Consider the following 17,141-nt stretch of genomic DNA (forward strand, 5'->3'; position numbering starts at 1 on the left):
TCCTTTTCCCATGACCGAGCACATTCATTTTTTCGAGGGCGGCAATGCCCTGAGCGAGTTCCGCGCGCGGCAGTTGCTGCCGCGCTTGCAGGCGGTGGCAAAAGGGGTGGCGGGCGTGCAGGCGCGGTTTGTTCATGTGGCGGCGTTTGACGCAGCGCCCGGCGAGCCTGTGCTGGAGCGGCTGCGGGCGCTGCTGACGTATGGCGAGCCGGCAGCGGATGGGGCGGATGCTGCAGGCGCGGAAATCGTTGTCTCGCCCCGGCTGGGCACGGTGTCGCCGTGGGCGAGCAAGGCCACGGACATTGCGCGCAACTGCGGCTTGCCGGTGCGGCGCATCGAGCGGGTGACGCAGTGGCGCTTGCGCGGTGCGCTGGCCGGCAGCGAGCGCGAGGCAGCGGCGGCGCTGCTGCATGACCGCATGACCGAGAGCGTGCTGCCCGGCGTGCAGGCGGCGCGCGCGCTGTTCGAGAGCCTGCCGCCGGAGCCGATGGCGCATGTGGATGTGCTGGCGGGCGGGCGCGCGGCGCTGGAGCGGGCCAATGACCAATGGGGGCTGGCGCTGAGCGGCGATGAAATGGATTACCTGGCCGAAGCTTTCGTCAAGCTGGGGCGCAATCCCACGGATGTGGAGCTGATGATGTTCGCGCAGGCCAACAGCGAGCATTGCCGCCACAAGATTTTCAATGCCGAGTTCGTGATTGACGGCGTGGCGCAGCCGCAGAGCCTGTTCGCCATGATTCGCCACACGCACCAGCAGCAGCCCGCGCATACGGTGGTGGCCTACAGCGACAACGCGGCGGTGATGGCCGGGCACGAAGTGCAGGCGTTCGGGCCGGTGGTTGCGGCTCTGGATGCCTGCTCGGGCGCGAATTCAGGCATGAAACCGGCCCCAAGTCCTGGTGGAATGGGCGCGGGCAGCTATCAAAAGAGAAGCGAGCTGCGGCATGTGCTGATGAAGGTGGAAACGCACAACCACCCCACGGCCATCAGCCCTTTCGCGGGCGCGGCCACGGGCGCGGGCGGCGAAATTCGCGATGAGGGGGCCACGGGCCGGGGCGCAACGCCGAAGGCGGGCCTGACGGGCTTTTCCGTCAGCAAGCTCTGGGGCGGCCTGGCCGACGCGCCGGGCGGCAAGCCGGAGCACATGGCCAGCCCCTTGCAGGTGATGACGGAAGGGCCGCTGGGCGGCGCGGCGTTCAACAACGAGTTTGGCCGCCCCAATCTGGCGGGCTACTTTCGCGAATACGAGCAGTGGATAGGCGGCGTGCAGCGCGGCTATCACAAGCCCATCATGCTGGCTGGCGGCGTGGGCAGCATTGACGCGCGGCTGACGCGCAAGACCGAATTTGCCCCCGGCGCGCTGCTGGTGCAGCTGGGCGGGCCGGGCATGCGCATCGGCATGGGCGGCGGCGCGGCCAGTTCGCTGGCGGGCGGGGCCAACGCGGCGCATCTGGACTTTGACTCGGTGCAGCGCGGCAACCCCGAAATGCAGCGCCGCGCGCAGGAAGTGATCAGCGCCTGCCAGTCGCTGGGCGAGGCCAATCCCATTCTGGCCATTCACGACGTGGGCGCAGGCGGCCTCTCCAACGCTTTCCCCGAGCTGGTGAACGATGCAGGCCGTGGCGCGCACTTTGACTTGCGCGCCGTGCCGCTGGAAGAAAGCGGCCTGGCGCCCAAAGAGATTTGGTGCAACGAGAGCCAGGAGCGCTACGTGCTGGCCATTGCGCCCGAGTCGCTGCCGCTTTTTGAGCAAATCTGCCAGCGCGAGCGCGCGCCCTTTGCCGTGGTGGGCCAGGCCACGCAGGAGCGCCAGTTGCAGGTGACGGATGCCGGCGCGCAAAGCCCTGTGGACATGCCGCTCGATGTGCTGCTGGGCAAGCCCCCGCGCATGAAGCGCGACGTGCGCAGCGTGCCGCGCACGAGCGCCGCGCTGGACGTAACGGGCGTGACGCTGCAAAACGCCGTCATCCAGGTGCTGGCGCACCCCACGGTGGCGAGCAAGCGCTTTCTCATCACCATTGGCGACCGCACGGTAGGCGGCCTCACGCACCGCGACCAGATGGTGGGGCCGTGGCAAGTGCCCGTGGCCGACTGCGCCGTGACGCTGGCCGACTTGGACGGCTTTGCGGGCGAGGCCATGAGTGTGGGCGAGCGCACGCCGCTGGCTGCGCTCAACGCCCCCGCCTCAGGCCGCATGGCCGTGGCCGAGGCCCTCACCAACTTGCTGGCCGCGCCCATAGAGCTGCCGCGTGTGAAGCTGAGCGCCAACTGGATGGCCGCCTGCGGCGAGCCGGGCGAAGACGCGGCGCTGTACGCCACCGTCAAAGCCGTGGGGCTGGAGCTGTGCCCGGCGCTGGGCGTTTCCATTCCCGTGGGCAAAGACAGCCTGTCCATGCGCGCGCAGTGGACGGATGTCGGCGGCGCGGCGCACAAGGTGGTCTCGCCCGTCAGCCTGGTCATCAGCGCCTTTGCCAGCGTGGATGACGTGCGCGGCACGCTCACCCCGCAGCTGAACCGCGACGAGGCCGACACGACGCTTGTTCTCATCGACCTGGGCCGGGGCCAATGCCGCATGGGCGGCTCCATCCTGGCGCAAACGCTGGCGCAAGGCGGCGGCGACGTGCCCGACCTGGACGACGCGCAAGACCTGGTGCGCCTGGCCGCCGCCATCAACGAACTGCGCGCCAGCGGCCAGATACTGGCCTACCACGACCGCAGCGACGGCGGGCTGCTGGCCGCCGTGTGCGAAATGGCCTTTGCCGGCCAGGTGGGCGTGGCCCTGAACGTGGACATGCTCGTGACCGAAGGCGACGGCATTGCCGACAGCCGCATGGACGCGGGCGACGCCAAAAACTGGGCGCAGCAAATCGGCGCCCGCCGCGAAGAACTCACCTTGCGCGCCCTTTTCAATGAAGAGCTGGGCGTGGTGCTGCAAGTGCGCACCGCCGGGCGCGACGCCGTCATGCAAACCTTGCGCGCGCACGGCCTGAGCCGCCACAGCCATTTCATCGGCAAAACCCGCCCCGACAGCGCCCCGCTGGACGTGGGCAAAGGCCGCATCAGCATCTGGCGCGACACGAAAGAAGTCTTCTCCGCCAGCCTGCGCGACTTGCAGCAGGTATGGGACAGCGTGAGCTGGAAGATCGCCCGCGAGCGCGACAACCCCGAATGCGCCGACGCCGAGCACGCCGCCGCTGGCGCGCCCGGCGACGGCGGCCTGCACGTGCACTTGAGCGAAGGTTTGGACCAAGCCCTGGCGCAAGCGATGCAGCCAGCGCCTGCCGCCCCCGCCCTGGCGCTGGCCCGCCCCAAAGTCGCCATCTTGCGCGAGCAGGGCGTGAACAGCCACCGCGAAATGGCCTGGGTGTTTGACGCTGCCGGCTTTGAAGCCGTGGACGTGCACATGAGCGATTTGCACGCGGGCCGCGCGCGGCTGGACGATTTCAGGGGCCTGGTCGCTTGCGGCGGCTTCAGCTATGGCGACACCCTGGGCGCGGGCATCGGCTGGGCGCGCTCCATCACCTTCAGCCCCGCGCTGGCCGGGCAGTTCCGCGCCTTCTTTGGCCGCAGCGACACCTTCGGCCTGGGCGTGTGCAACGGCTGCCAGATGTTCGCCGAGCTGGCCGGCATCATCCCCGGCGCTGAAAACTGGCCGCGCTTTACCACCAACCGCAGCGAGCGCTTTGAAGCGCGCCTGAGCCTGGTGGAAGTGCTGGCCTCGCCCAGCCTGTTTTTCGCGGGCATGGCGGGCAGCCGCCTGCCCATCGCCGTCTCCCACGGCGAGGGCTTTGCCAACTTCAGCGCGCGCGGCAACGCCGCCCAGGCCATCGCCGCCATGCGCTACGTGGACCACGCAGGCCAGCCCACCGAAACCTACCCCTGCAACCCTAACGGCAGCCCCGGCGGGCTGACCGCCGTGACCACGCCCGACGGGCGCTTCACGGCCATGATGCCGCACCCCGAGCGCGTGAGCCGCAACATCCAGATGAGCTGGACGCCCCTGGACCCATCCGCCCCCAGCCCCTGGATGCAGATGTGGCGCAACGCCCGCAAATGGGTGGGCTGACCCCGCCTTTGGCCTGCCGCATCCGCACCGATTCAAAAACCTTTTTCCGCTGAAACCCCATGAGCACCGAAAAAAAAGAACGCCAAACCTGGTCCAACCGCCTCACCTACGTGCTGACCGTGGCGGGCGCCACCGTCGGCTTTGGCGCCACCTGGCGCTTTCCCTACCTTGTGGGGCAAAACGGCGGCGGCGCTTATGTGCTGGTGTTTTGCCTGGCCATGTTTCTCATCGGCATTCCCATGATCCTGGTGGAAAACGTCATTGGCCGCCGCCTGCACGTCAATTCGGTGGATTCATTTGGCGGCCAGGCGCAAGGCAAAAACATACCTGCCGGCTGGAAAATCATTGGCTACCTGGGCCTGCTGGGCGCATTCGGCATCATGGCCTATTACATGGTGCTGGGCGGCTGGGTCATTTCCTACATCGTCCATCTTGCCAGCGGCGCGCTGGACATTTCAGCGCCCATTACCCGGGAAACCGCGAAAAATTTCTTTGAAAGCAGCGTGACGAACAGCCCGTGGGAAATCATGGCCTACACCTTCGCCTTCGTCATGGTGAATTACTACATACTTGCCAAGGGCATTATCGAAGGCATTGAAAAATCAGTGAAATACCTGATGCCGCTGCTGTTTCTGTTTCTCATCGGCATGGTGATTCGCAACATCACCCTGCCGGGCGCGATGGAAGGCATTGTTTTTTATCTCAAGCCTGATTTCAGCAAAATCACGCCCCAATTGTTCATTTATGTGCTGGGGCAGGTCTTTTTCGCGCTGAGCCTGGGCTTTGGCGTGCTGATCACGCTCTCCAGCTACCTGAACAAGGAAGAAAACCTCATTCACACGGCCGTGCTCACCGGCATCGTCAATACCGCCATCGCCGTGCTGGCCGGGTTCATGATTTTTCCTTCGCTGTTTTCCTTTGGCATTGCGCCCGATTCCGGCCCCACGCTGGTGTTTCAGAGCCTGCCCATCGTTTTTTCCCATTTGTGGGCGGGCAAATTCTTCGCCATCATCTTCTTTGGCCTGCTGCTGATTGCGGCGCTGACCACTTCCATCACCATTTATGAAGTGCTCGTGACCGTGCTGCACGAAAAATTCAAAATGAGCCGCATCTGGGCCATTACCCTGACGATGGGCGGCATTTTCATTTTCGGCAACGTGCCCACCATACTGGGCGATAACCTCTGGAAAGACGTCTCCATTTTCGGCAAAAGCATTTTCGATGCCTTTGATTTTGTCAGCGGCAACATCCTGTTCATGCTCACCGCGCTGGGCTGCGCCATTTTCGTGGGTTTCGTGCTCAAGGACGAGGCCAAAAAAGAGCTGTCGCCCACGCCCGATTCCCTGTTCACGAAAATCTGGTTCAACTACGTCAAATACGTGGTGCCCGTCATCATCGTGGTCATCTTTGCCAGCTTTCTCTGAGCCTGTCTGGGAACGGTTTTGCAGCCGCCACACCCCGAAAGTCATAGTCTATTTCGCTGCTTTTTTGATAGCATAGAGTCCCGTAAAACTGTGCGACAAAGGCATTTTTATGGGGCTTGAATTTGCTCTCGAAAAAAGAGCAGCACATGCCAGGCTGAAGCTGCGGCTGGCTTGCGCATCAGCATGACCAAGCAAGGGCACTTTCAAGCGCCCCCCTTTTTCATCAGCCATAAAATAATGTTTCTCATGATGGCCAGTGGCCAACAGATAAATGTGACATCAAATAGCAGAATCGCCGTCTTGTAATTCAGGTTTTTATTCAGCAAGAGGCAAACTCCTGTCATCAGCAGCACTCCGCCAATAAATGGCACCGTCGAGCCTGTGATGCCATAAACATAGTAACGGAATAGCACCTTGATGTTATCCAGGCAAATGATGGCGCCAATTATAAAAATCATGACAGGGCCAATGGTATTAATATTGATCATCAGATTTCCCAAAAAATATATGTGTCCCGTTTATCCTGAATAGAGATGCTTATTTTCAGGCTGAAATTCCTGCTCTCGTGCTGATGCCGCCCCAATTTCCACATCAAAGTATTGGCCGGACAGGGTTTGAACAGGCCCGGAGTCTGGCCGCAGACTGGTTTTGCAGCCGCTCACACCGCGCGAATCATGGCTTGTTTCGCTACTTTTCCAATAGCTTTAGGTCCCGTAAGGCTATGTGGTAGAGGCGTTTTCGGGCCTCAAATTTGCCCCCGGAAACAGGGCGCAATACGCCCAATCCGGGCTGCGCCTGGACGGAAGCGGGCATGCCACCACTGCCAGTGCAGCAACTGGGCTGATGGATTGACACGGCACAGGGCGCTTTCTACCCTGCCGGTTCTATTTTCTTGACTGGAGAACTTTCCCATGAGCCTCACCATCGCCGATTTGCTGGTTCAGACCCTTGCCAACGCGGGCATCAAGCGCGTGTGGGGGGTGACGGGCGACAGCCTCAACGGCATCAACGACAGCCTGCGCCGGGACGGGCGCATTGAGTGGATGCACGTGCGCCACGAAGAAGCGGCGGCTTTTGCCGCTGGCGCCGAAGCGGCCCTGACGGGGCAGCTGGCCGTGTGCGCGGGCAGCTGCGGGCCGGGCAACCTGCATTTGATCAACGGGCTGTTTGACTGCCAGCGCAACCATGTGCCGGTGCTGGCGATTGCCTCGCACATTCCGTCATCCGAAATCGGGCTGGGCTACTTTCAGGAAACGCATCCGCAAGAGCTGTTTCGTGAATGCAGCGTGTTTGCGGAGCTGGTGACCAACCCCGCGCAAATGCCCGAAGTGCTGCACCGCGCGCTGAATGCCGCCGTGGGCCAGCAGGGCGTGGCCGTGCTGGTGCTGCCGGGCGACGTGAGCCTGCTGCCCGCGCCTGCGCCGCACACGCACTGGGCGCCGCCGCGCCTGCCGCGCCTGGCGCCCGCCGAGGCGGACGTGGACGAGCTGGCCCGCCGTCTGCAAGACGCCAAGGCGCTCACCATCCTGGCCGGCAGCGGCTGCGCAGGCGCGCATGACGAGCTGGTGGCGCTGGCAAGCAAACTGAAAGCGCCCATCGTCCACACCTTGCGCGGCAAGGAATTCGTGGAGTGGGACAACCCTTGCGACGTGGGCATGACGGGGCTGATCGGCTTTTCATCCGGCTACCACGCGCTGCTCAACAGCAGCACGGTGCTGATGCTGGGCGCCGACTTTCCCTACCGCGCCTTCTACCCGAAGGACGCCGCCATCTTTCAAGTGGACCGCAACCCGCAGGCGCTGGGCCGCCGCGCCCCGCTGGCGCTGGGGCTGGCCGCCGACGTGGGCGAAACCTTGCGCGCGCTGCTGCCGCGCATCTCTGAAAAAAGCGACCGCCGCTTTCTGGACAACGCTCTGCGCCACTACGCCAAGGCGCGCGAGGCGCTGGACGATCTGGCCCAGCCATCGGCCGCCGGCCGCCCCGTGCACCCGCAATACCTGGCCCGCCTGATCAGCGAAACGGCGGCCGACGACGCCGTATTCACCGCCGACGTGGGCACGCCCGTCGTCTGGGCCGCGCGCTACCTGAAGATGAATGGCCGCCGCCGCCTGCTCGGCTCTTTCAACCACGGCTCCATGGCCAACGCCCTGCTGCAAGCCATGGGCGCGCAAGCCGCCAGCTTGCAACGGCAGGTGATCTCGCTGTCTGGCGACGGCGGCTTCACCATGATGATGGGCGAGCTGCTCTCGCTGGCGCAACTGCGCCTGCCCGTGAAAGTGGTGGTGCTCAACAACGGCACGCTCGGCTTCGTGGCCATGGAAATGAAGGCCGCCGGTTACCTGGACTACGCCACCGACCTGCAAAACCCCGACTTTGCCGCCATGGCGCAAGCCATCGGCATCAAAAGCTGGCGCGTGCAAGACTCGGCCGCGCTGCCCGAAACGCTGCGCGAAGCCTTCGCCCACCCCGGCCCCGTGCTGGTGGACGTGCACACGGCCAAGCAAGAACTGGCCATGCCCCCCGTCATCAAGGCCGAACAGGCCAAGGGCTTCAGCCTGTTCATGCTGCGCGCCATCCTCAGCGGACGAGGCGACGAAATCAAGGAACTCGTCAAAACCAACCTGCTGCGCTGACACCGCCTGACACTACTGCCCCAAGGCAGGCGCCCAGCGGCAGCCTGCCTTTGCGCCGCGTTGCCGTCACAAGAACGGCACGTAAAGCGGATACAGGATTTCCTCTTTACGCCGTATGCGGTCTTGCAGCACCTTGCCCACCTGTTCCAGGTCGGCCAGAAAAAAGCTGGCCAGCGCGGGATCTTCGCCCAGGCGGGCGTAAGAGCATCAGTTCATGATCTGGCCGTGAGGGGCAGAAGTGCGGATTGAGGTGGATTGCAAGACCCATCATCCGCCTGAGTCTGCGTTTTTCGCAACCACAGACAGATTGCAAACAGGTTCTGGGGCCGATGGCGGGCATTTATGGCGAGACCTGCATGCTTGGCCGTCGCGCTGCCGCGCGAGCCATTCAATTATTCGTCCTTTGACGGGACGGGCGATTTGTTTTGGGGCGGCTTTGGATCATCCGGAATGCGTTTGAATATCTGAAGCGTGGTAATCATCCGCTCGGAGGCGTCTGCGTTGTCTGGCACATTGGGATCGTACTGGAAAGTCTGATTGACCAGAGTGTCTTTATCGATGGCGAACATGAGATAGCCACCAGATTTATCAAAAAAAGTCATTCCATATCGAATGATATCCTTTTGTTTCGTCTTTGAATTTCGTGATTTTAATACGGGAGCCAGGTCTTCCATCTCGTCATCAAGAGGCGTATCAACGTTCGCGCCCATCTCTTGCTTTATTGGCTCGAAGGGGATATAGGTGCCGTTGTTCTGGCAATCATATTTCCATCGTTCCTGCCGGCACATGGCCATTGGAAAAGGGGGATAGATGGTCAGAATTAATTGATCCTGCCCCTGGAAAACATCGTATCCTTCCTCTTCCATTACACCTAAATCGGCGAAATGGATTTTCTGGTGCGGGAAAAATAAATCTTTCGTAAATTCCCTTGCTTCCATATTCACTTCAGGGATGCTTTGAATCAGCACATAAGTGCCTTCGATAGACGGAGGGGAAGATACTTCGCATTGGGCAGGTGCAGCCATGATCAGAGCGCTGGCGATGACCAGCGCCCATGAGGCTGGCTGTTTCCAGCTGATCATTTATTCATCCTTTTGCGGTGCAGATGATTTATTCTGAGGCGGCTTTGGATCATCCGGAATGCGCTTGAATATCTGAAGCGTGGTAATCATCCACTCGGAGGCGTCTGCGTCGTCTGGCACATTGGGATCGTACTGGGGAGCATGATTGACCAGAGTGTCTTTATCGATGGCAAACATGAGATAGCCGCCAGATTTGTCAAAAAAAGTCATTCCATATCGAATGATATCCTTTCGTTCCGTCTTTGAATTCCGTGATTTTAATACGGGAGCCAGGTCTTCCATTTCATTGTCAAGAGGTGTGCTTGTTCTTACGCCCATTCCTTGCTCTATTGGCTCGAAGGGAATATAGGTGTTGTTGTTCTGACATCTGGCTCCCCAACGTTCCTGTCGGCACATGGCGATTGGAAATGGAGGATAGAAGGTCAGCGTGAATTCCTCTTGTCCCTGAAAGACATCGTATCCTTCTTCTTCCATGACACCGTGATAACCAAGACGAATTTTTGGTTTGGGGAAAATAACTCTTGCGAAAATTCCCTGGCTTCCATATTGACTTCCGGAATGCTTTGAACCAGCACATAATTACCGGCAAGCGGCGGGGGAGAGAATTCTTCGCATCGGGCAGGTGCAGCCATGATCAGGGCGCTGGCGATTGCCAGCGCCCATGAGGCTGGATGTTTCCAGCTGATCATTTATTCATCCTTTTGCGGTGCAGATGATTTATTCTGAGGCGGCTTTGGATCATCCGGAATGCGCTTGAATATCTGGAGCGTGGTAATCAACCGCTCGGAGGCATCTGCGTCGTCTGGCACATTGGGATCGTACTGGATGGTGCGATTGACCAGAGTGTCTTTATCGATGGCGAACATGAGATAGCTGCCAGACTTGTCGAAAAATGTCATGACATATCTTGATATATCCTTTTTCTGTGCTTTGATTCCCATTGACTTGAGCAAAGGAGCCAAAAGATTCATTTCATCATCGAACAAGGCCTCTGCTTCTGCGCCCATTTCTTGCGTTATCGGCTTGAAAGGAATGTAGGTGCCGTTGTTCTGGCAATCATATTTCCATCGTTCCTGCCGGCACATGGCGATTGGAAAAGGGGGATAGATGGTCAGAATTAATTGATCCTGCCCCTGGAAAACATCGTATCCTTCCTCTTCCATTACACCTAAATCGGCGAAATAGATTTTCTGGTGCGGAAAAAATAAATCTTTCGTAAATTCCCTTGCTTCCATATTCACTTCAGGGATGCTTTGAATCAGCACATAAGTGCCTTCGATAGACGGAGGGGAAGACTCCTCGCATCGGGCAGGTGCAGCCATGATCAGGGCGCTGGCGATGGCCAGCGCCCATGAGGCTGGATGTTTCCAGCGCATCATTTACGGTGCCTCCGGCCTGGATGCGCGGAAGGAGCGGGGGTTTGCGGCTGCGCGGGCGGTTGATCTGCGGAAGCTGGCGCAGCCTTTTCATCGTCCTGCTTGACCTTGTACTCCTCGGCATTAATGGTATTGAACCAGGCCTGCAAATCGGCATGCTCCAAAGGAATACGATTTTTGTGTGAATCGTCCCTGTAATGCTTCGTGTTCAATTTATCAAGGGCGTTTTGTACCAGACCCTGTGCCAGAAATTCAGCAATTTCTCTGGAAGCGCCTTTCTTGATGTTGCCATCCTGATAATGCCTTGAAAACAAAATGGTTTGTTCCGCCGAAGAAAGCTCCTTGAATGTGCGGTGCTTTTTGATATCTTTTACGATGTCGCCATATTCTGCGATGGTATTTTTCAAATGATCGTCTTTCATTTCGGCATCCAGCAAGTCCGCCTCCTCTTTGGTCACAGTCAGCGGATGCGCCAGCAGGTATTCCCCCGCTTCCGCCCGCTTGAGGTGCATATAGGGTTCCAGTTTGTCAATCAATTCCTGTGATACGCCAAAGGCTTTCAGACGTTCTTTATAAGCAACAGGCTTTTGCTGTCCCAAATCCACGCCTGTGCCGATTGTCACGCCCGACTGGCTGGAACCATTCAGTATCTTGGTGCCATCCTCCTTGGTAATGAAATCGCCTTTTTTGTCTTTCTGAAAATTCAGCAAAACCGTGATGGCCCCACTCTTGCTGATGCTCTTGATAATGGGCCACCAGGGCACATAACCGCGCAGGGCCTGGCCGCCTTCATAGTTGGATATTTGTTCGAAGTTGATGTTGGCGCCGTGTTTCTTGTTGATTTTCTGGGCCATTTCATCGCTCATGGTGGATTGGCTGTTCGGATTGGGGCCGACGTTGTGGGTGGAAAGCCTGAGGTAATTTTTTGGCGTTTCCTTGGGTTTTTCCTTGAGCGCCTTGTCATAGGCGGCGCCAGCCAGGGCCTCCTTGTCGCCTTTGAGCGTGACGATGCCTTTGCTGAAGGTGGCGCCTTCCAGTTTCTTGGTGTTTTTGCCTATCTGGTAGAGCACTTGTGACCAGTCCTGCGGGTTCAGTTGTTGCCGGAGGTTTTCGTTGTGCTTGCAGGCCTGTTGCTGGGCGGGTGTGAGGTCTGCGCCTGCGGCCTGGCCTGCCGCGTGGGGGCTGGCGCTGTGCTGGCCGCAGGGGTTGAGCGCCATTTCAGTCAGGGAGCTGCCGCCGGATGCAGGCGGCTGCGGCACGGGGCTGCTGGCCGCAGGCTGCGCGGGGGCAGGCGGAGCGGCTGGCGCGTCTGCTGCGGGCGGAAGGACAGGCGCGGCAGGAAGGTGCGGTATGGCGTTGGACATGGTGCGGACTCCTTGGGAGTGGTTGAGATGGGCGGCATCGTGCGCCTTGGCATACGTAAAAACAAGCTAGGGTGATTACTGGGTGATGGCCGCTCGCATGGTTGAAATAGGGGTTTTCACTGCTGTGAACCATCAGGCAGCGCCAGCGTGCCGAACAAGCGCCCCGGCGCTCCATGCCGGGCGTATCCAGGCGCACAATTCCCGCCCGTTTTTCTCTGCCTGTTTCATGCACTACCAAGACCTGCGCTCCTTCATGGCCCTGCTGGAAGCCGATGGCGATTTGCGCCGCATTGCCCAGCCGGTTTCGCCGCATCTGGAAATGACGGCGCTGTGCGACCGCGTGCTGCGCGCGGGCGGCCCGGCGCTGCTGTTTGAAAAGCCGGCGGGCAAGGCGGGCGATACGGATGCGCGGCGCGAATACGCCATGCCCGTGCTGGGCAACCTGTTCGGCACGCCGCAGCGCGTGGCGCGGGCGATGGGGCTGGCGGATGTGAGCGAAGTGCGCGCGCTGGGCGAGGCGCTGGCCGCGCTGAAGGAACCGGAGCCGCCGCGCGGCATGAAAGAGCTGTGGGGCAAGCGCGCGCTGATCAAAACGCTGTGGCACATGGCCCCGGCCACCGTGCGGCAGCCGCCGTGCCAGCAAGTGGTGTGGGAGGGCGATGAAGTCGATCTGGCCCGCCTGCCCGTGCAGCACTGCTGGCCGGGTGATGTGGCGCCGCTCATCACCTGGGGCCTGACCATCACGCGCGGGCCGGCCAAGGCGCGGCAGAACCTGGGCATCTACCGCCAGCAGGTCATTGGCCGCAATGAAGTCATCATGCGCTGGCTGGCGCACCGTGGCGGCGCGCTGGACTTTGCCGAGCACCGCGCGCAGCGGCCCGGCCAGCCTTTTGCGGTGGCCGTGGCCATTGGAGCCGATCCGGCCACGCTGCTGGGCGCTGTCACGCCCGTGCCGGACGCCATGTCGGAATACCAATTCGCGGGCCTGCTGCGCGGCGCGCGCACTGAAGTGGCCCCCGCGCTGGGCGTGCCGCTGCAAGTGCCCGCGCACGCCGAAATCGTGTTGGAAGGCCACATCCAGCCCGACGCCAGCCACCCCAGCGGCTGGCGCCACGCCACCGAGGGGCCGTATGGCGACCACACCGGCTACTACAACGAAACGGCCGAATTCCCCGTGCTCACCATCGACCGCGTGACCTTGCGGCAGGGCGCCATCTACCACTCCACCTACACCGGCAAGCCGATGGACGAGCCGGCCGTGCTGGGCCTGGTGCTCAATGAGCTGTTCGTGCCCCTGCTGCAAAAGGCGTTTCCCGAAATCCTGGACTTTTATCTGCCGCCCGAAGGGTGCAGCTACCGCCTGGCCGTGGTGCGCATCCGCAAGGCTTACGCGGGCCACGCGCGGCGCGTGATGATGGGCGTGTGGAGCCATCTGCGGCAGTTTCTCTACACCAAATTCATCGTGGTCGTGGATGAAGACGTGAACGCGCGCGACTGGAAAGACGTGATCTGGGCCATCACCACCCGCATGGACCCCGCGCGCGACACCCTGCTGATGGAAAACACGCCCATCGACTACCTGGACTTTGCCTCCCCCGTAGCGGGCCTGGGCAGCAAGATGGGGCTGGACGCCACCAGCAAATGGCCCGGCGAAACGCAGCGCGAATGGGGCCGCGTGATCCGCATGGACGAAGACGTGACGCAGCGCATGAACGCGCTGGCCGACACGCTGGGGCTTTGAGCGCCCGCCGCCTTGTGTATCAAAAAGAGGAGCAAATTCAAGGGGGTCAAAAAGCCGCCTCGCGCAGTTTTTACTAGGACATCATGCTATGAATAGATGAGTTGATTCATGGCCTTTTCACTCATTCAGTGAGACTGCGCACGATTCGCCGCGCTGCAAACCTTTTGCGGGTGCGAAAAGCGTGCAACGCTGGCCGGGGGAGGCTGGAAGCGGCGGAGGCGGGCGGTAAAGTCTGCGCCCGCAGGCGGCGGGCCTGGCAAGGAGCAACGAATGGTGATTTGGGGACTGCTGTGGGGGATGTTTCTGGGGGGGCTGCTGGCGCGTGGCGGCGGCGATAGCAGAACCTTCATTCTGGGGGGGCTGATGCTGGGCGCGCTGATGGGCTGGACGTTGCAGCTTGTGGTGCGCGCCCTGGTGCGCAAGGAATGGGCGGCGCTGCATGAGCGCGATCGCCGGGTGCGGCGGGCCGCGAGAGGGGCGGAGGGCGAAATGGCCGCGCCTGCCGTGCCTTCCGTGCCCGCAGCGCCCGCTGCATCTTCAGCGGCGCCTGCCGTGTCTGGCGCCACGGCCATGCCGCCGGGGGCCGAGCCGCTTGTGCCAGCGGCTGCGGCGGACTGGCCCGCGCATATGCCGCCGCTGCCGCCAGCGCCGCCAGCGCCGCCAGCGCCGCCAGCGCCGCCGGATTTCCGGGATTCCTTCTTTGACACACCGCCCGTGCTGGCCGCGCCGCTTTCGGAACCCGTTGCGCCCGCGCCGGAATCTGCCCGGCCCGCCCCATCCGCCCGCACCCAGGCCGTTCATGCACAGCGCCCCGCCGTGGCGCAGCGCGTGCGGGCGCCGCACGGCGTTCAAGAGGGCGATGGCGACGATTGGATCGCCCGTGCTGCGGGATGGCTGCTGGGCGGCAATGCCATCGTGCGCATCGGGCTGGTGATTTTGTTCATCGGCCTGTCGTTTCTGGTGCGCTACGCGGCGCAGGCGGGGCTGCTGCCGCTGCCGCTGCGGCTGCTGGCGGTGGCGGCCACGGGGGCGGCGCTGCTGGCGGTGGGCTGGCGGCAGCGCTTGCGCAAACCGGGGTTTGGCCTGTCGCTTCAGGGCGCGGGCGTGGCGGTGCTGTATCTGACGGTGTTTGCCGCCTTCCGGCTGGGGGTGATGGCCTCGCAGATGGGCGCTTTCGCGCTCATGGTGCTGGTGTGCGCGGGCGGCTGCGCGCTGGCGCTGGGGCAAAACGCGCGGGCGCTGGCGTTTCTGGCGTTTGCGGGCGGCTTTGCCACGCCGCTGCTGCTTTCAACAGGGCAGGGCAGCCACGTGGCGCTGTTTGGCTACTACACGCTGCTGGGGCTGGGCATTGCGGCCATTGCGGCGCGGCGCGCCTGGCGCGAGCTGAACTGGCTGGGGGCGGTATCGACTTTCGGCATTGCCACGGTTTGGGGCGTGCTGCGCTACACGCCGCCAGAGTGGGGCACGGCGCAGCCATTTTTGCTGGCGTTCATGGCAATTTACGTGGCCGTGGCGCTGCTGTATGCCCGCCTGCGCGCCGCGCAAGAGACGCCGCCGGGCCGCGCCGTGGTGGATGCCGCGCTGGTTTTTGGCGTGCCGCTGGCCGGTTTTGCCTTGCAGGCGGGCATGGTGCGGCATCTGGAATACGGCGCGGCCTGGTCGGCGCTGGGCTTTGGCGTGGCGTATTTGGTGCTGTGGGGCTGGCTGGCCAGCATGGGTGAGGCGGCGCGCTGGCGCTGGCATTTGATGGGCACGTGCTTCATGGCGCTGGGCGTGGGCTTTGTCACGCTGGCCGCGCCGCTGGCGCTGGATGCGCGGGCCACGGGCCTGGCCTGGGCGCTGGAGGGCGCGGCCGCTTTCTGGGTGGGTGTGCGCCAGTCGCGCTGGCTCTCGCGCGCCTTCGGGCTGGCTTTGCAGGCGGTGGCGGCGCTGGCGCTGCTGTCCGGGCTGGATGGGCCGCCTGAAGGCGCGTGGCCGCTGGCGCATCCGGCCTTCATGCACGTGGCCACGCTGGCGCTGGCGGCGCTGCTGTGCGCCTGGCTGCTGCGCGCGCCGCTGGATGAAGGCGAGCCGCCGCACGGCAGCCGCTGGGAGCGCGCGTGGAAAGAGCTGGAGGCGCAGCTGGGCCTGCCGCTGCTGCTGTATGGCTTTGCGCTGTGGTGCCTGGCCTGGCATCAGGAATGGAGCCGCGTGCCCGCAGCGGGCCTGCCGCCCGTGTTTTCAGACGGCGTGGCCTTGCAGCTGACGGTGCTGTCGGGCCTGCTTTCGGCCGCGCTGGCGCTGTGGGCTGCCGCGCGCTGGCGCTGGGCGGATGCCGTCTGGCCCAGCCGCCTGGCGCTGCCCGCGCTGTGGCTGGCCTTGCTGGTGCTGTGGGTCATGGACGAGCGCGCGCTGGACGGCCTTGGCCCCGTACTCTGGCCGCTGGCGCTGGCGCTGCAATGGCTGTTCATGTGGATGGGCGAAAAGCTGGCGGGCGAATTTGCGCGGCGCGATGAGCGGCCGGGGCGCGAAGGGCATGCGGGGCGCGGGGCGGCGCCCATCCGCGTGCCTGCCTTGCGCCACCCGGCCAGCGTGTGGCTGGCGCTGCTGGTGCTGGGCGATGCCATGCGGGACGCACTGCACCGCCTGAACCCGCCCGGCGACTGGCGCGTCGCGCTTGCGCTGGCCGCCTGCGCCGCTGTGCTGTGGGCGCTGACGGCCTGGGCCAGCCGCCCGCCGCGCCAGTGGCCGCTGCGCCCGCATGCCGGGGCTTACTTGTGGACGGCCGCGCGCCCCCTGGCCGTGCTGGCCGTGCTGCAAGCGCTGTTCGTGGCCTGCACCGCAGCGGGCAACGCGCCGCCGCTGCCCTATGCGCCCCTGCTCAATCCGGTGGATGCCAGCGTGCTGGCCGCGCTGGGCAGCGTGCTGCTGTGGCGGCGCGCCGTGCTGGCCGCGCGCCCGCGCATTGAAGGCGCGCGCCAGTGGCTGACCGCGCCGCTTTTCTGGGCCGCGCTGGGCGGCAGCGCCTTCATTGCCGCCAACACGCTGTGGCTGCGCGTGGCGCACCACTGGTTTGGCGTGCGCTGGTCGTCGCAGGCGCTGGGCGGCAGCTTTGTCGTGCAGGCGGGCTACTCGCTGTGGTGGACGCTGCTGGCGCTGGCCCTGATGGTGACCGCGCACCGCCGCCGCCAGCGCGTGCTGTGGATGAGCGGCGCGGGCCTGCTGGGCCTGGTGGTGCTCAAGCTCTTTGCGGTGGACCTGGCCAACAGCGGCGGCGGCGAGCGCATCTTTGCCTTCATCGGCGTGGGCGCGCTCATGCTCGTGGTGGGCTACCTGGCCCCGCTGCCGCCGCGCAAAGAAGGCAAAGCGCCAGCCAGCCAGGCGGCGGAAGAAGGCGCAGAAGAAGGCGCGGAAGAAGGCTGAAACGGCAGTCTGATTTCGCTATTTGATTCGTAGCATGAGGTCCTAGTCGAAAG

General features: G+C 63.0%; 11 protein-coding genes. 5 read left to right on the top strand and 6 right to left on the bottom strand.

From position 1 onward, the window contains the following. Positions 1-10 precede the first annotated feature (10 nt). The gene (gene purL, locus C1720_RS10135) at positions 11-4,066 is read left to right on the top strand and encodes a phosphoribosylformylglycinamidine synthase (protein WP_102284112.1); all 4,056 of its coding nucleotides are present in this window, start codon (positions 11-13) and stop codon (positions 4,064-4,066) included. A gap of 59 nt (positions 4,067-4,125) precedes the next feature. Further along, positions 4,126-5,490, top strand: coding sequence for a sodium-dependent transporter (locus C1720_RS10140; protein WP_102284113.1), 1,365 nt, complete (start codon positions 4,126-4,128; stop codon positions 5,488-5,490). A 203-nt stretch (positions 5,491-5,693) separates the two neighbouring features. On the opposite strand, the gene C1720_RS10145 is transcribed toward C1720_RS10140, so the two are convergent. Beyond that, complete coding sequence (locus tag C1720_RS10145) at positions 5,694-5,978, bottom strand: hypothetical protein (RefSeq protein ID WP_102284114.1); 285 nt, start codon at positions 5,976-5,978, stop codon at positions 5,694-5,696. Between the two features lie 423 nt (positions 5,979-6,401). On the opposite strand from C1720_RS10145, the gene poxB reads away from it, so the two are divergent. Next, entirely contained in the window at positions 6,402-8,123 is a 1,722-nt protein-coding gene (gene poxB / locus C1720_RS10150; RefSeq protein WP_102284115.1) for a ubiquinone-dependent pyruvate dehydrogenase, read from the top strand. Positions 8,124-8,515: 392 nt separating this feature from the next. Here the strand turns inward: poxB and C1720_RS10160 are convergent, their stop codons facing one another. The 5 genes from C1720_RS10160 to C1720_RS10175 are packed head-to-tail and all read right to left on the bottom strand — an operon-like array spanning position 8,516 to position 11,945. Beyond that, on the bottom strand, positions 8,516-9,205 hold the full coding sequence (locus tag C1720_RS10160) for a hypothetical protein (RefSeq protein WP_102284116.1): 690 nt from the start codon (positions 9,203-9,205) through the stop codon (positions 8,516-8,518). Next, positions 9,206-9,679, bottom strand: a complete 474-nt coding sequence (locus C1720_RS13160) for a hypothetical protein (protein WP_146006978.1) — start codon at positions 9,677-9,679, stop codon at positions 9,206-9,208. It abuts the gene before it with no gap. Next, complete coding sequence (locus tag C1720_RS13165; RefSeq protein ID WP_146006979.1) at positions 9,628-9,894, bottom strand: hypothetical protein; 267 nt, start codon at positions 9,892-9,894, stop codon at positions 9,628-9,630. The genes C1720_RS13160 and C1720_RS13165 overlap by 52 nt, the downstream gene beginning before the upstream one ends. Further along, positions 9,895-10,584, bottom strand: coding sequence for a hypothetical protein (locus C1720_RS10170; protein ID WP_102284118.1), 690 nt, complete (start codon positions 10,582-10,584; stop codon positions 9,895-9,897). After that, on the bottom strand, positions 10,581-11,945 hold the full coding sequence (locus C1720_RS10175; RefSeq protein WP_158241704.1) for a pesticin C-terminus-like muramidase: 1,365 nt from the start codon (positions 11,943-11,945) through the stop codon (positions 10,581-10,583). The genes C1720_RS10170 and C1720_RS10175 overlap by 4 nt, the downstream gene beginning before the upstream one ends. A 226-nt stretch (positions 11,946-12,171) precedes the next feature. On the opposite strand from C1720_RS10175, the gene ubiD reads away from it, so the two are divergent. Beyond that, positions 12,172-13,686, top strand: coding sequence for a 4-hydroxy-3-polyprenylbenzoate decarboxylase (gene ubiD / locus C1720_RS10185; protein ID WP_102284121.1), 1,515 nt, complete (start codon positions 12,172-12,174; stop codon positions 13,684-13,686). A 270-nt stretch (positions 13,687-13,956) separates the two neighbouring features. Beyond that, positions 13,957-17,088 (top strand): DUF2339 domain-containing protein, encoded by a 3,132-nt coding sequence (locus C1720_RS10190; protein ID WP_102284122.1) that lies wholly within the window; start codon positions 13,957-13,959, stop codon positions 17,086-17,088. The last annotated feature ends 53 nt before the right edge of the window (positions 17,089-17,141 follow it).

The organism is Ottowia massiliensis, assembly GCF_900240305.1.
GTDB lineage: Bacteria > Pseudomonadota > Gammaproteobacteria > Burkholderiales > Burkholderiaceae_C > Ottowia > Ottowia massiliensis.

Coding starts and splice junctions, on each gene's coding strand:
- purL (WP_102284112.1), top strand. CDS start 11: ATGACCGAGCACATTCATTTTTTCGAGGGCGGCAATGCCCTGAGCGAG.
- C1720_RS10140 (WP_102284113.1), top strand. CDS start 4,126: ATGAGCACCGAAAAAAAAGAACGCCAAACCTGGTCCAACCGCCTCACC.
- C1720_RS10145 (WP_102284114.1), bottom strand. CDS start 5,978: ATGATCAATATTAATACCATTGGCCCTGTCATGATTTTTATAATTGGC.
- poxB (WP_102284115.1), top strand. CDS start 6,402: ATGAGCCTCACCATCGCCGATTTGCTGGTTCAGACCCTTGCCAACGCG.
- C1720_RS10160 (WP_102284116.1), bottom strand. CDS start 9,205: ATGATCAGCTGGAAACAGCCAGCCTCATGGGCGCTGGTCATCGCCAGC.
- C1720_RS13160 (WP_146006978.1), bottom strand. CDS start 9,679: ATGGAAGAAGAAGGATACGATGTCTTTCAGGGACAAGAGGAATTCACG.
- C1720_RS13165 (WP_146006979.1), bottom strand. CDS start 9,894: ATGATCAGCTGGAAACATCCAGCCTCATGGGCGCTGGCAATCGCCAGC.
- C1720_RS10170 (WP_102284118.1), bottom strand. CDS start 10,584: ATGATGCGCTGGAAACATCCAGCCTCATGGGCGCTGGCCATCGCCAGC.
- C1720_RS10175 (WP_158241704.1), bottom strand. CDS start 11,945: ATGTCCAACGCCATACCGCACCTTCCTGCCGCGCCTGTCCTTCCGCCC.
- ubiD (WP_102284121.1), top strand. CDS start 12,172: ATGCACTACCAAGACCTGCGCTCCTTCATGGCCCTGCTGGAAGCCGAT.
- C1720_RS10190 (WP_102284122.1), top strand. CDS start 13,957: ATGGTGATTTGGGGACTGCTGTGGGGGATGTTTCTGGGGGGGCTGCTG.